Source organism: Sphingomonas sp. CFBP9019, from assembly GCF_034045155.1.
Taxonomy (GTDB): domain Bacteria; phylum Pseudomonadota; class Alphaproteobacteria; order Sphingomonadales; family Sphingomonadaceae; genus Sphingomonas; species Sphingomonas aerolata.
Map to the genome: position 1 here is coordinate 599,735 of NZ_JAXCWK010000004.1, position 12,101 is coordinate 611,835.

Genomic DNA, 12,101 nt, shown 5'->3' on the forward strand with positions numbered 1-12,101 from the left:
GGCCAGGGGTGCTGCTGCTTGGCTCTGGATCCTGACTTTCGTCAGGATGACGGGGTGGGCTGACGGACGTCTCGTGTTTTGGCGGTGCTTCGACTTCGCTCAGCACGAGCGGGGGGGGCGTGGCGGTGCTTGGCTCTGGGCCCCCGCTTTTGCGGGCGAACTGCCGCCCCCGACGATGATGGCGCCGGTGGGGGATGCCGGTTAAGCGGGGGGATGGGTATTGGCATCTTCTCGGCGGCGGGGCGGGCGGCGTGACGGGGCGTAGCGTTTCGCCGGCGCTGGCCTTTGCGGTCGCGGCGCTCGGGATCGGGTTGTTCTCGGTCATGGACGCGGTGATGAAGTCGCTGGTGCTGGGGATCGGGGTGTATAACGCGCTGCTCTGGCGGCAGATGGCGAGTGTCGGGCTGGGGGCGGTCGCCTGGAAGCTCGGGCGGAGCGGGCGGCCGAGCGGGCGGGCGCTGAAACTCCATCTTGCCAGGGGGTTGGTGACCGCGGCGATGGCGCTGCTGTTCTTCTGGGGGCTGGCGCGCGTGCCGATGGCGCAAGCGATTTCGCTGACCTACATCTCGCCGATCCTCGCGCTGCTTCTCGCCGCCGTCACGCTCGGCGAACGCGTCGGGCGCCGGGTCGTGGTCGCATCGATCATGGCGCTGGGCGGGGTCGGGATCGTGATGATCGGGCATGGCCGCGAGGGCGCGGCGGGGGCGGCGAGCCTGACGGGGGTCGCGGCAGTGCTGGGGTCGGCGCTGCTCTACGCGGTCAATCTGGTGATCGCGCGGGTGCAGGCGCAGGCCGCGCGGCCGGGCGAGATCGCGTTCTTCCAGGCGCTGGTGGTGACCGCGACGCTCGCGCTCGCGGCGCCGTGGCTGGCGGTGGTGCCCGACGCCGCGACATGGCCGCGGCTGCTGCTGGCGGCGGGGCTGGCGACCGCGTCGCTGTGGCTGCTCGGCTGGGCCTATGCCCACGGCGACACGGGATTCCTCGCGACGACCGAATATAGCTCGTTCGTCTATGCCGCCGGGCTCGGCTATCTGGTGTTCGGCGAGCGGGTGTCGGCGTTTACCGCGTGCGGCGCGGGTGTCATCGTCGTCGCATGCCTGTATGCGGCGCGGCGGCGCGATATCGCGCAGACGTCGATGGAGGCCGCCGCATGACCCAGATCCGTTCCGCTACCCGCGCCGATACCGGCACGATCCTGCGCTTCGTGCGCGAGCTTGCGGCGTTCGAGCGCGAGCCCGATGCGGTCGAGGCGACCGAGGCGACGCTGGGCGAGGCGCTGTTCGGGGATGCCCCCGCGGCGGAGGCGGTGATCGCGGACGGGGCAGACGGGCCGGTCGGTTTCGCGGTGTTTTTCCACAATTTCTCGACCTGGACGGGCAAGCGCGGGGTGTATCTGGAGGATCTGTACGTGACCCCCGAGGCGCGCGGGCAGGGGGTCGGCGGTGCGCTGCTCGCGCATCTGGCGGGGATCGCGATCGACCGCGGGTGCGCGCGGTTCGAATGGTCGGTGCTCGACTGGAATGCGGATGCGATCGCGGTTTATCGGAAGCTGGGTGCGGTGGGGATGGAGGACTGGACGATCCAGCGGTTGACGGGGGATGCGCTGGTGAAGCTGGCGGGGCGGTAGGAGCGTCGTCAGCCGCGGGCGCCGTCATCCTGACGAAAGTCAGGATCCAGAGCCAAACAGGTTGGCGCTAAGTCACTCTGGGTCCTGACTTTCGTCAGGATGACGGAAGAAGGGGACGACGAGGTCAGTTGCGAGCGACGGTCGTGCGCCAGATGACGGGCCAGGTGATCGCGCCGCGGCATTCGCCCATCATGCGCATTTCGGTGAGGCGGAAGCGGGTGCCGTCCCAGACATAGTCCTGGCCGACGCCGCAATCACCGATGCCGCGGCCCTTGGCGTAGGAGCTGAGCAGCCCGGTCTTCGGGTCGTAGCCGGCGTTGACGAGCGCGGGTTTCGCGCCGGGTTCGCCGAATTGCGGGGGCAGGTCGAATGGGGCTTCGCTGGCCTTGCCGTCGCGGACGATCAGCGCGCGGGTGATGACATTATACGCGCCGGATCCGCAGGATAGCAGGACGAGATCGGTGGTCGCGTCGAGCGTATGGGTCTCGTTGGTGACGGGGCCGAACTGGTCCGCGGCACAGCCGGTGCGCTGGCGCATCTGCGCAACGAGCGGCGCGGCGGGGGCCTGCGCGCGGCGGTCGGTGAGCGGCGCGGCGAGGATCGTCGGGAGCGCGGGCGGGGTGGTCGCGGGCGTCTTGTCGCCGGTCGCGACGAGCGCGCCGGGGGTGTCCGCGCGGCCCTGCTGCGCGTCGGCATAGCGCAGCGCAGCGGCGGCGCCGGTGATGACGACGGGGATCGTCCGGCCGTCGAGTCGCGCGGTCATCGCGGTGCCGGTGGCGAGGCGGCGGGCGAGCGTCATCGCGACCGGGCCGGTGACGGTGAAGCGCCGGTCGTCGCCCGGATTGCCGCTGGCGAGCGGGGTGCCGTCGATCGCGACGACGACGCGGCGCAGCGCGCTGCCCGGCGTGCCGATCGTCACCGATACGGGGGCGTCGGCGGCGGGGCCGCGCTCGACCTCGATCGAGAGTTCGGCGATGCTCGAATCGTCGGGCGCCATCGAGACCGCGGTGCAATAGGCACCGTTGTCGCAGGCAATTCCCCAGGCGCCGAAGGTCTTTACGCTGGTCGGGCGGGGGCGTGCCTTCGAGTCGACGGCGGGCTCCGCGGGGGCCTGCGGGGCGGCGCCGCGCGCGATCGGGCGCGGTTTGGGGCGCGCGGGGGTTTCGAGCGGGACGGTGGCGTCGTTGGGCGCGCCGGTGTTGCCGCTGGGGCTGCAGGCCGTTGCGGCCACCAGAACCGAAACGGGCAGAAGCGAAACGAGAACTGGATAGCGCATGCGACCTCCTGACCGGTCTGGCGGCGACGGTCCCGCTTCGATAGGGGCGAGGCCATAGTCGAACAACCGGCAATAGAGATGGAGAGTGCGATGCAGACGATCGGCGTAATCGGCGCGGGACAGATGGGCGCGGGGATCGCGCAGGTCGCCGCGCAGGCGGGCTACCGCGTGCTGCTGGCCGATATGGGCCTGCCCCAGGCCGAGGCGGGCAAGGCGGGAATCGGCAAGGCGATGGCGCGGCTGGTCGAGAAGGAGAAGATCACCGCCGACTTCCGCGAGACGACGCTGGCGAACATCGAGCCGGTCGCGAGCGTCGCCGAGATGGGCGACTGTTTCATCGTCGTCGAGGCCGCGACCGAGCGCGAGGCGATCAAGCGGACGATCTTCGCCGAGGTCGGCAAGGTGTTGAAAGCGGACGCGATCCTGGCGTCGAACACCTCGTCGATCCCGATCACGCGACTGGCGCAGGCGGCGCCCGATCCGGCGCGGTTCATGGGGGTGCATTTCTTCAATCCCGTCCCCGTCATGCGGCCGATCGAGCTGATCCGCGGGCTCGCCACGTCGGACGAAACGGTCGCCGCGGTCGAGGCGTTTGCGGAGAAGCTCGGCAAGCAGGTGGTGCATGCGAACGACGCGCCGGGCTTCATCGTCAACCGCGTGCTGATGCCGATGATCAACGAGGCGTGCTTCGCGCTGGGCGAAGGCGTGGCGGGGGTGCGCGACATCGATCTGGCGTGCCAGCTGGGGCTCAATCACCCGATGGGGCCTTTGACTTTGGCCGATTTCATCGGGCTCGACACCTGCCTGGAGATCACCCGCGTGCTGTTCGAGGGAACCGGCGATCCGAAGTTCCGGCCCGCGCCGCTGCTGGTCAAATATGTCGAGGCCGGGTGGTTCGGCCGCAAGACCAAGCGCGGCTTCTATGACTATTCGGGCGCGGAGCCAGTGCCGACGCGCTAACCAGATCGGTTATTAACCCTTGACATCGTCACGCTGTTCTGGCACATAACGGGAACGATGACGAATTGCGAGTCGGGCCGGACGCGGTCGGGGTGATCCCCCGGCGGCGGACCGGCCCGATCCATTTGGGGGATGGCGCATGGCGGCGGGGGCGGGCGTGAAAGCAGGGCGGTTGCAGGTGCGCAAGGCCGCCAAGGGCGGCTGGACGCCGGCCAAGCGCGCGGCGTTTCTCGAGCATCTGGCGGCGACGTGCAACATCGCGGCGTCGGCGCGCGCGGTCGGGATGGCGCCGCGCGGGGCGCATGCGCTGAAGAAGCGCGACGCGGCGTTCGCGGCGGACTGGGCGGGGGCGATCGAGGCGGCGTACGAGACGCTCGAGGTGCGGTTGCTGGCCTATGCGCTGGGGGAATCCGAGGGGGAAGCTGAGGCGGAGTCTGAGGCGGAAGCTGAGCGGGAACCTGACGGGGTCGTTGACGGGGATGCGGCGGCGGAGTCGCGCGGGGCGCATTTCGATCCGCGGGTCGCGGTGCAGGCGCTGGGGTTTCGCAAGCGCGGGGGCGCTGCCGGTGGCGCGGCTGGCGGAACGGGGGCGGGGACGCTGCGCAAGCGCGTGTCGCTGGCCGAGCTCGAGGAGGTGCTGGTCGCGCGGCTCGATGCGCTGGATGCGCAGGCGGCGTCCGTCACGGGGGATGCGTGATGGCGGATAGCGGGGGTGCGACGTTCGATCCTGCGGTGCTCGCGCGGTTGCGGGGGTTGCCGCGGGGTCAGCTGGTGACGCTGTTGCGCGAGCTGTCCGAGGCGGAACTCAGGACGCTGCACGAGAGCTGGGCGATCTGGGCACTGCCGGGGCAGCGCGAACCCGCGGGCGACTGGCAGGTCTGGCTGATCCGCGCGGGCCGCGGCTTCGGCAAGACGCGCGCGGGCGCCGAATGGGTGAGCGCGCTGGCCCGCGCGATGCCGGGCGCGCGGATCGCGATGGTCGGGGGGACGATGGACGACGTCCGCAAGGTGATGGTCGAGGGCGAGAGCGGGTTGATCGCGGTGGCGCAGGCGGGCGAGACCTATCGCTGGCGGCGCGACGCGGGCGAGTTCGTGTTCGACAGCGGCGCGCGCGCGTTCGTCTATTCGGCGGAGGCGCCCGAGAAACTGCGCGGGCCCGAGCATCATGCGGCGTGGTGCGACGAGCTGGCCAAGTGGCGCTATGGCGACGCGACCTGGGACAATCTGATGATGGGCCTGCGGATCGGCGATCGGCCGCGCGTGCTGGTGACGACGACGCCGCGGCCGGTGCCGCTGATGCGGCGGCTGCTCGCGTTGCCGGGGCTGTTTGAATCGCGCGGGGGGACGGGGGAGAATCCGTTCCTGCCAGCGTCGTTCGTCGCGGCGATGACCCAGACCTATGCGGGGACGCGGCTGGGGCGGCAGGAGCTGGACGGCGAGCTGATCGACGATGTCGAGGGGGCGCTGTGGACGCGCGACCTGCTCGAGCGGCAGCGCGGCGGGGTGGTGCCGGCGCTGGTGCGCGTGGTCGTGGGGGTCGATCCGCCGGCGGGGACCGGAGGCGATGCGTGCGGGATCGTGTGCGTTGCGCTGGGCGACGACGGGCTCGCCTATGTGCTCGAGGATGCAAGCGTTGCGGGCCTGTCGCCCGAAGGCTGGGCGCGCGCGGTGGCGGACTGTGCGGCGCGGCATGGCGCGGACCGGGTGGTCGCGGAGTGCAACCAGGGCGGCGAGATGGTGCGCAGCGTGCTGCTGGCGGCGGATTGCGGGCTGCCGGTGCGGCTGGTCCATGCGAGCCGGGGGAAGGTGGCGCGGGCGGAGCCGGTGGCGACCTTGTACGAGGGCGGGCGGGTCGTTCATGTCGGGGCGTTTCCGGCGCTGGAGGACGAGCTCTGCGGGCTGGTGAGCGGGGGGTATGTCGGGCCCGGGCGCTCGCCGGATCGGGCGGATGCGCTGGTGTGGGCGCTGACGGAGTTGTGCTTGCGGCGGCGGGTTAAGGTGGGGGTTCGGGTGGTTTGAGGGGGGCACCGGCCCGTCCCCCCCCCCGTCCGTTCGTGCTGAGCGTAGTCGAAGCACTGGCGCGCGGGTCGTGCCCTTCGACTTCGCTCAGGGCGAACGGGGGTGGCGTTGTGGGTGGGGTTTCGAGCCTCACGTGCCCTCACCCTCCCACGCTTCGCGCGGGCCCCTCCCTCTCCCCCGGGGGGAGAGGGGTTTTGGTCCCCCCTTCTCCGTCATCCTGACGAAAGTCAGGATCCAGGGTCGCGGGGGTGACGCTTTTGGCTCTGGGTCCTGACTTTCGTCAGGATGACGGGTGGGGTGGGGGTGGGGGTTCGAGCCTCGCTTGCCCTCACCCTCCCACGCTTTGCGTGGGTCCCTCCCTCTCCCCCGGGGGGAGAGGGTTTTTGTTATGGTTTTCGGGAGGATTCTATGGGGTTGTTCGGGTGGAAGTCCGGGCGGGAGGGCGCGCGGCCGGCTTTGTCGGGGGCGGGGAGTCTTGGCTGGGCGGGGGCGGGCGGTGTCGCGGGGGCGCGGGGGTACGAGGCGCAGGTGCGCGAGGCGTATCTGGGGAATGCGGTGGCGCAGCGGGCGGTGAAGCTGGTCGTCGAAGGCGTCGGGTCGGCGCCGCTCGACGGGTCGGATCCGGCGCTGGTCGCGCTCGTCACCGCGCGGTCGGGGGGGCAGATGCTGATCGAGACGGTGGCGGCGCAGCTGCTGCTCCACGGCAATGCCTATGTCCAGGTGCTGCGCGATGCCGATGGCGGCGCGGCCGAGCTGTACGCGCTGCGGCCCGAGCGGGTGAGCGTCGAGGCGGATGCGGGCGGGTGGCCCGCGGCGTATCGCTATGCGGTCGGCGCGCGGGTGACGTGGCTGTCGGCGGATCCGGTGCGGCCGCAGGTGATCCACCTGAAGGCGTTTCATCCGGTCGACGATCATTACGGACTGGGGTGCCTGGGCGCCGCCGCCGCTGCGGTCGGGATCCACAATGCGGCGGCGCGGTGGAACACGGCGCTGCTCGACAATGCGGCGCGGCCCTCAGGAGCGCTGGTCTATGATCCGGGGGACGGGTCGGCGCTGTCGGCGGACCAGTTCGCGCGGCTGAAGACCGAGCTCGAGGCGTCGTTTGCGGGGAGCGGGAATGCGGGGCGGCCGATGCTGCTCGAGGGCGGGCTGAAATGGCAGGCGCTGAGCCTGACGCCCGCGGACATGGACTTTGCCGGCACGCGGTCGGCGGCGGCGCGCGAGATCGCGCTGGCGTTCGGGGTGCCGCCGATGCTGCTCGGGCTGCCGGGGGACAATAGCTACGCCAATTACCGCGAAGCCAATCGGGCCTTGTGGCGGCTGGCGATCCTGCCGCTGGCGACGAGCGTGCTGACGGGGATCGCGCAGGGATTGAGCGGCTGGTTCGAGGGGGCGGCGCTGCGCGTCGATCTCGACCGGGTGCCGGCGCTGGTCGAGGACCGCGAGCGGCTGTGGGGGATGGTCAGCGCGGCGACGTTCCTGAGCGATGCGGAGAAACGCGCGATGCTCGATGTGAAGGAGGGGGTGTGATGGATGGGCATGTGCTGGCGCAGCTGATGGCGCAGGGGGCGGAGCGGGGGGCGGACCTCGTCACGCTGCGCGCGATCGCGGAGGAGGCGGGTGAGCTGGGCGCGACGCGCGCGCTGGCGCGGCTGGGGCTGAGCGACGAGCGCGCGCGGGGTGACGTGGCCGAGCTGCGCGAGCTGCTGGCGGCGTGGCGCGATGCGAAACGGTCGGTGTGGAAGGCGGTCGCGGGGTGGATCGCGCGGCTGTTCGTGGCGCTGATGCTCGCGGGGCTGGCGGTAAAGCTGGGGTTTGCGGCGTGGCTGAAGTGAGCGTCGCGTTTGCGGGCTATGCGGCGGTGTTCGACGTGGTCGATCGCGCAGGGGACGTGATGCGGCGGGGGGCGTTTGCCGGGGCCGGGGTGGTGCCGCTTCTGTGGCAGCATCGTGGGGGGGCGGTGGGGGTGCTGGCGTCGGTTGCGGAGGATGCGCGGGGGTTGCGCGTCGAGGGGGTGGTCGAGGATCCCGAGCTCGCGGGGCTGGTGCGGTCGGGGGCGGTGGCTGGGTTGTCGGTCGGGTATCGGGCGGTGCGGGTCGTGCAGGGGGCTCGGCGGGTGATCGAGGCGGTGGAGCTGGTCGAGGTGAGTCTGGTGGGGGTGCCTATGCAGGGACTGGCTCGGGTGGAGGTGGTGGGGGGCGGGTCTTAGCCTCACGTGCCCTCACCCTCCCACGCTTTGCGTGGGCCCCTCCCTCTCCCCCAAGGGGAGAGGGGTTTTAGGGTCCCTCTCCCCTTGGGGGGAGAGGGAGGGAGGAGCCGTCAGGCGACGGGAGGGTGAGGGGTGGTTGGGACGGGGGCGTTGGCCTCGCGTGCTCCGCACCCACACACGGTTTTTCAGGCGTCCTTCGGGGCGCCTTTTTTTGTTTCTGGTGAGGAGATGGACATGACGGTGATGGATCGGCCGATGCTGGAGGGGGCGGCGCCCTTGGGCGCGTTTGCGGGGTTCGTGCGGAGTGGTGCGACGATCGAGATGAAGGCGTTTACCGGGGTCTCGGGCGATGCGGGCGGCTATGCGGTGCCGCGCGAGGTGGATGCGCAGATCGATGCGGTGCTCAAAGGTATCTCGCCGATCCGGGGGATCGCCAATGTCGTGAAGGTGGGCAGCGCGGGGTATCGCAAGCTGGTCACGACGGGGGGCACGCCGTCCGGCTGGGCGGCGGAGAATGCGGCGCGGCCCGAGACGGCGACGCCGGTGTTCGTCGAGATCGTGCCGCCGACCGGCGAGCTCTATGCCAATCCGGCGGCGAGCCAGGCGATGCTCGACGATGCGGCGTTCGACGTCGAGGCGTGGCTGGCGGGCGAGATCGCGATGGAATTCGCCAAGGCGGAAGGCGCGGCGTTCGTCGGCGGATCGGGCAGCGGGCGGCCCAAGGGGTTCCTGACGCAGCCGACCGCGGCGACCGCGGACGGGACGCGGGCGTTCGGGACGCTGCAATATCTGGCCTCCGGGACGGCGGGGGATTTCTCGGCGAGCCCGCAGGAGCGGCTGATCGACCTCGTCCAGGCGCTGCGCGCGCCGTATCGGCAGGGGGCGAGCTTCGTGATGAATGCGAGCACGCTGGCGCGGATCCGCAAGTTCAAGACGAGCGACGGGGCGTTCGTGTGGGCGCCGTCGCTGGCGGCGGGGCAGCCGGCGACGTTGCTCGGCTATCCGGTGATCGAGGCGGAGGACATGCCGGACATCGCGGCGAATGCGCTGTCGATCGCGTTCGGGAATTTCAAAGCGGGGTATCTGATCGCCGAGCGCGCGGAGACGGTGATCCTGCGGGATCCCTACTCGAACAAGCCGTTCGTCAATTTCTACGCGACCAAGCGGGTCGGCGGGTGCGTGACGAATTCCGAGGCGATCAAGCTGATGAAGTTTTCGGTGAGCTGAGTGGGGTGTGAGGGGGGGTGGGGTTTTTAGCCTCGCTTGCCCTCACCCTCCCACGCTTTGCGTGGGCCCCTCCCTCTCCCCGGGGGGGAGAGGGGTTTTTTGGGAGAATCCTATGGGTGAGCAGGGGGTGCCGGTGGGGGTGATCGCGGAGGCGGTTGCGGCCACCAGGGAGGTGTTGCGGCTGGAGGGGAGTGCGGAGGCGGCGTTGCTGGGGCGGGTCTGTGCGGCGGCGATCCTGGTCTGCGAGGCGTTCGTCGGCGGGGCGATCGTCGCGCGGGTGGCGGGCGACGGCGCGGCGGAGAGCTGGGACGCGGTGCCGGCGCCGGTCGCGCAGGGCGTGACGATGCTGGCGGCGCATCTGTTCGATCACCGCGAGAGCGACGCGGTGCCGCCCGCGGCGGTGGCGGCTTTGTGGCGGCCCTATCGGCGGCTGCGGCTGAGCCCGGACGTGGCGGCGTGAGCGCGCGGGGCGTGCTGCAGGCGGGCGTGGTCGCGCGGCTGGCGGGGGTGCTCGAGGGCGGGGTGTATGACGCGCCGCCGGTGCGATCGGCGCTGCCCTATGCGGTGGTCGACGAGCCGGTGCTGAGCGACTGGAGCACGACGACGTGGCGCGGGCGCGAGGGGCGCGTCGTCGTGACGCTGCACGATGGCGGCGAGCGGCCGGTGCGGCTGCGCGCGGCGCTGGCGGCGGCGGAGGAGGCGGTCGAGGCGCTCGACGCGGATCTGGGCGAGGGGTGGCGGCTGGTGCGCGTGCAGATGCTGCGATCACGCGTGCTGCGCGTCGGCGAGCGGTGGCGGGGCACGAGCGAGTTTCTGGTGCGGATGTACCGCGAGAGCTGAAGGGGGAGACGGACATGGCGGTGGAGAAGGGGAGCGCGTTCCTGCTGAAGGTCGGGAACGGCGCGGCGACGCCCGTCTATGCGACGGTGGCGGGGCTGCGGACGACTCAGATGTCGGTGAACGGCGAGGCGATCGTGGTGACGACGAAGGATTCGGGCGGCTGGCGGCAATTGCTGTCGGGGGCGGGGGTGCGCAGCGTCTCGGTATCGGGGGCGGGGGTGTTCACGGGGTCGGCGGCGGAGCTTCGGATAAAGGCGAGTGCGCTGTCGGGGGTGCTCGACGATTACCGGCTGGCATTCGAGGGGGGTGACACGATGACCGGGCGGTTCCTCGTGTCGCGGCTGGATTATGCCGGGGATTTCAATGGGGAGCGATCCTACACGCTGAGTCTGGAGAGTTCCGGGGCGGTGTTGGCGGGGTGAGGATTTCCCTCTTGGCTTCGTGCTGACCCACCTTCGTCCTGACCCATTTCCGTCATCCTGACGAAAGTCAGGATCCAGGGTCACGAGCGTCGTCCTGTGCGGCTCTGGATCCTGACTTTCGTCAGGATGACGGGTGGGGTGGGGGCGGTGTTCCTAGCCTCACTTGCCCTCACCCTCCCACGCTTTGCGTGGGCCCCTCCCTCTCCCCCTGGGGGAGAGGGTTTTTGGAGGATTTCTTATGATCGATGTGGCGAATTCTGTTCGGGGGGAGGGGGCGCTTCGGGTCTCCGGGGAGGTTGTCGTGGTGCGGCCTAGTTTTGCGGCGCTGGTGGCGGCGGAGGAGGAGCTGGGGCCCTTGTTCGCGCTGGTCGAGCGGGCGGCGGAGGGGAAGCTGGGCATTGGCGAGATGGTGGCGCTGTTCTGGCATTGCCTGCGCGATTGCCCCGAGGGGCTGACGCGCGAGCGGCTGGGGGAGGCGGTGGTCGAGGCGGGGCTTGCCGTCGCGACGCCGGTGCTGCGCGGACTGCTGCGGCAGATCCTGGCGGGGCGGTGATGCGGACGTTCGCGGACGCCGCGGGGCGGCTCGCGGGGTTTGCCGGCGCGGTGCTGGGGTGGAGCCCCGACGCGTTCTGGCGCGCGACGCCCGCCGAGCTGGGCGCGGTGGTCGGCGCGATGACGGGGGACATGCCGACGCCGCCCGATGCGGCGGCGATCGCGCGGTTGCAGGAGGCTTTTCCCGATGGATGACGATCTGGAGCCCGTGCTGGTGCGGGTGCGCGGCGACAGCGCGGCGTTTGCGCGCGACGTCGCGGCGATGCGCGGCGAGCTGGACGACGTGCTGGGCGTGGGGGCGGAGCGCGCGGCGCTGCGGCTCGAGACGGCGCTGTTGCGCGCGGTGAAGACGGGGACGTTCGGGTTCGAGGAGCTGAAGGGCGTCGCGCTGTCCGCGCTCGATGCGATTGCGGGGGCGGCGGTGAAGGCGGGGATGGGGTCGCTGTTTGGCGGGAGCGGGGGCGGGAGCGGGCTCGGGGAGGCGCTGGCCGGGCTGGTCGGCGGGTTGCCGGGGCGTGCGACCGGGGGGCCGGTGTCGCCGGGGCGGGCTTATGTCGTGGGCGAGGGGGGGCCCGAGCTGTTCGTGCCTTCCAGCAGCGGGCGGGTCGAGGCTGGTGGCTCGGCTGGCGTGCGGGAGGTGCGGGTGGCGATCACCGTCAATGCGGCGGCGGGGGCGGCGCCGGGGGTGCTCGCGCAGTCGGGGCGGCAGGTGGCGCGGGCGGTTCGGGCGGCGCTGGCGGTGGAGTGAGGGGGAGGCACTCGCTCGCATCCCTACTGCCGTCATCCTGACGAAGGTCAGGATCCAGAGCCAAGTGCGTCGGCGTGTGTGACCCTGGGTCCTGACTTTCGTCAGGATGACGGGTTTGGGTTGGGCGGCGTTTTTAAGCCTCACGTGCCCTCACCCTCCCACGCTTCGCGCGGGCCCCTCCCTCTCCCCCGAGGGGAGAGGGGTTTTGGTCGCTCTCCTTT

General features: G+C 71.2%; 16 protein-coding genes. 15 read left to right on the forward strand and 1 reads right to left on the reverse strand.

What is annotated here, in order from left to right:
- Positions 1 to 251: 251 nt before the first annotated feature.
- Positions 252 to 1,154: a DMT family transporter gene (locus tag SOM18_RS14560; protein ID WP_320481864.1), complete on the forward strand. Its 903-nt coding sequence runs from the start codon at positions 252 to 254 to the stop codon at positions 1,152 to 1,154.
- The gene (locus SOM18_RS14565; RefSeq protein WP_031440353.1) at positions 1,151 to 1,627 is read left to right on the forward strand and encodes a GNAT family N-acetyltransferase; all 477 of its coding nucleotides are present in this window, start codon (positions 1,151 to 1,153) and stop codon (positions 1,625 to 1,627) included. The genes SOM18_RS14560 and SOM18_RS14565 overlap by 4 nt, the downstream gene beginning before the upstream one ends.
- A 124-nt stretch (positions 1,628 to 1,751) precedes the next feature.
- On the opposite strand, the gene SOM18_RS14570 is transcribed toward SOM18_RS14565, so the two are convergent.
- Positions 1,752 to 2,903: a DUF1176 domain-containing protein gene (locus tag SOM18_RS14570; RefSeq protein WP_320481865.1), complete on the reverse strand. Its 1,152-nt coding sequence runs from the start codon at positions 2,901 to 2,903 to the stop codon at positions 1,752 to 1,754.
- Positions 2,904 to 2,993: 90 nt separating this feature from the next.
- Between SOM18_RS14570 and SOM18_RS14575 the strand changes: the two genes are divergently transcribed.
- From SOM18_RS14575 to SOM18_RS14635, 13 genes are all read left to right on the forward strand, one after another.
- Positions 2,994 to 3,863, forward strand: coding sequence for a 3-hydroxyacyl-CoA dehydrogenase NAD-binding domain-containing protein (locus tag SOM18_RS14575; protein WP_107931451.1), 870 nt, complete (start codon positions 2,994 to 2,996; stop codon positions 3,861 to 3,863).
- Between the two features lie 139 nt (positions 3,864 to 4,002).
- On the forward strand, positions 4,003 to 4,560 hold the full coding sequence (locus SOM18_RS14580; protein WP_320481866.1) for a hypothetical protein: 558 nt from the start codon (positions 4,003 to 4,005) through the stop codon (positions 4,558 to 4,560).
- Positions 4,560 to 5,882 (forward strand): DNA-packaging protein, encoded by a 1,323-nt coding sequence (locus SOM18_RS14585; RefSeq protein ID WP_320481867.1) that lies wholly within the window; start codon positions 4,560 to 4,562, stop codon positions 5,880 to 5,882. Before SOM18_RS14580 ends, SOM18_RS14585 begins: the two co-directional genes overlap by 1 nt.
- A 408-nt stretch (positions 5,883 to 6,290) precedes the next feature.
- Positions 6,291 to 7,412 (forward strand): phage portal protein, encoded by a 1,122-nt coding sequence (locus tag SOM18_RS14590; RefSeq protein ID WP_320481868.1) that lies wholly within the window; start codon positions 6,291 to 6,293, stop codon positions 7,410 to 7,412.
- Positions 7,412 to 7,717: a DUF6127 family protein gene (locus SOM18_RS14595; RefSeq protein WP_192141205.1), complete on the forward strand. Its 306-nt coding sequence runs from the start codon at positions 7,412 to 7,414 to the stop codon at positions 7,715 to 7,717. Before SOM18_RS14590 ends, SOM18_RS14595 begins: the two co-directional genes overlap by 1 nt.
- On the forward strand, positions 7,714 to 8,091 hold the full coding sequence (locus SOM18_RS14600) for an HK97 family phage prohead protease (protein ID WP_320481923.1): 378 nt from the start codon (positions 7,714 to 7,716) through the stop codon (positions 8,089 to 8,091). The genes SOM18_RS14595 and SOM18_RS14600 overlap by 4 nt, the downstream gene beginning before the upstream one ends.
- A 234-nt stretch (positions 8,092 to 8,325) precedes the next feature.
- Positions 8,326 to 9,318 carry a phage major capsid protein gene (locus SOM18_RS14605; protein WP_320481869.1) on the forward strand — a complete coding sequence of 331 codons (993 nt, stop codon included), beginning with the start codon at positions 8,326 to 8,328 and terminating at the stop codon, positions 9,316 to 9,318.
- Positions 9,319 to 9,430: 112 nt separating this feature from the next.
- Entirely contained in the window at positions 9,431 to 9,778 is a 348-nt protein-coding gene (locus SOM18_RS14610) for a head-tail connector protein (RefSeq protein WP_320481870.1), read from the forward strand.
- Positions 9,775 to 10,158, forward strand: coding sequence for a tail completion protein gp17 (gene gp17 / locus SOM18_RS14615; protein WP_320481871.1), 384 nt, complete (start codon positions 9,775 to 9,777; stop codon positions 10,156 to 10,158). Before SOM18_RS14610 ends, gp17 begins: the two co-directional genes overlap by 4 nt.
- 14 nt (positions 10,159 to 10,172) lie before the next feature.
- Positions 10,173 to 10,580 carry a phage major tail protein, TP901-1 family gene (locus SOM18_RS14620; RefSeq protein WP_320481872.1) on the forward strand — a complete coding sequence of 136 codons (408 nt, stop codon included), beginning with the start codon at positions 10,173 to 10,175 and terminating at the stop codon, positions 10,578 to 10,580.
- Positions 10,581 to 10,818: 238 nt separating this feature from the next.
- Entirely contained in the window at positions 10,819 to 11,133 is a 315-nt protein-coding gene (locus SOM18_RS14625) for a gene transfer agent family protein (RefSeq protein ID WP_320481873.1), read from the forward strand.
- Positions 11,133 to 11,327, forward strand: a complete 195-nt coding sequence (locus SOM18_RS14630; RefSeq protein WP_320481874.1) for a phage tail assembly chaperone — start codon at positions 11,133 to 11,135, stop codon at positions 11,325 to 11,327. Before SOM18_RS14625 ends, SOM18_RS14630 begins: the two co-directional genes overlap by 1 nt.
- A complete protein-coding gene (locus SOM18_RS14635) occupies positions 11,320 to 11,880 on the forward strand; it encodes a tail tape measure protein (RefSeq protein ID WP_320481875.1) in 561 nt (186 codons plus the stop codon). Before SOM18_RS14630 ends, SOM18_RS14635 begins: the two co-directional genes overlap by 8 nt.
- Positions 11,881 to 12,101: the final 221 nt, after the last annotated feature.

Bases quoted from the DNA above. Each gene is read 5' to 3' on its own strand.
- SOM18_RS14620 (WP_320481872.1), top strand. From the start codon at position 10,173: ATGGCGGTGGAGAAGGGGAGCGCGTTCCTGCTGAAGGTCGGGAACGGC.
- SOM18_RS14595 (WP_192141205.1), top strand. From the start codon at position 7,412: ATGGATGGGCATGTGCTGGCGCAGCTGATGGCGCAGGGGGCGGAGCGG.
- SOM18_RS14610 (WP_320481870.1), top strand. From the start codon at position 9,431: ATGGGTGAGCAGGGGGTGCCGGTGGGGGTGATCGCGGAGGCGGTTGCG.
- SOM18_RS14635 (WP_320481875.1), top strand. From the start codon at position 11,320: ATGGATGACGATCTGGAGCCCGTGCTGGTGCGGGTGCGCGGCGACAGC.
- SOM18_RS14570 (WP_320481865.1), bottom strand. From the start codon at position 2,903: ATGCGCTATCCAGTTCTCGTTTCGCTTCTGCCCGTTTCGGTTCTGGTG.
- SOM18_RS14590 (WP_320481868.1), top strand. From the start codon at position 6,291: ATGGGGTTGTTCGGGTGGAAGTCCGGGCGGGAGGGCGCGCGGCCGGCT.
- SOM18_RS14585 (WP_320481867.1), top strand. From the start codon at position 4,560: ATGGCGGATAGCGGGGGTGCGACGTTCGATCCTGCGGTGCTCGCGCGG.
- SOM18_RS14630 (WP_320481874.1), top strand. From the start codon at position 11,133: ATGCGGACGTTCGCGGACGCCGCGGGGCGGCTCGCGGGGTTTGCCGGC.
- SOM18_RS14565 (WP_031440353.1), top strand. From the start codon at position 1,151: ATGACCCAGATCCGTTCCGCTACCCGCGCCGATACCGGCACGATCCTG.
- SOM18_RS14580 (WP_320481866.1), top strand. From the start codon at position 4,003: ATGGCGGCGGGGGCGGGCGTGAAAGCAGGGCGGTTGCAGGTGCGCAAG.
- SOM18_RS14605 (WP_320481869.1), top strand. From the start codon at position 8,326: ATGACGGTGATGGATCGGCCGATGCTGGAGGGGGCGGCGCCCTTGGGC.
- SOM18_RS14575 (WP_107931451.1), top strand. From the start codon at position 2,994: ATGCAGACGATCGGCGTAATCGGCGCGGGACAGATGGGCGCGGGGATC.
- SOM18_RS14625 (WP_320481873.1), top strand. From the start codon at position 10,819: ATGATCGATGTGGCGAATTCTGTTCGGGGGGAGGGGGCGCTTCGGGTC.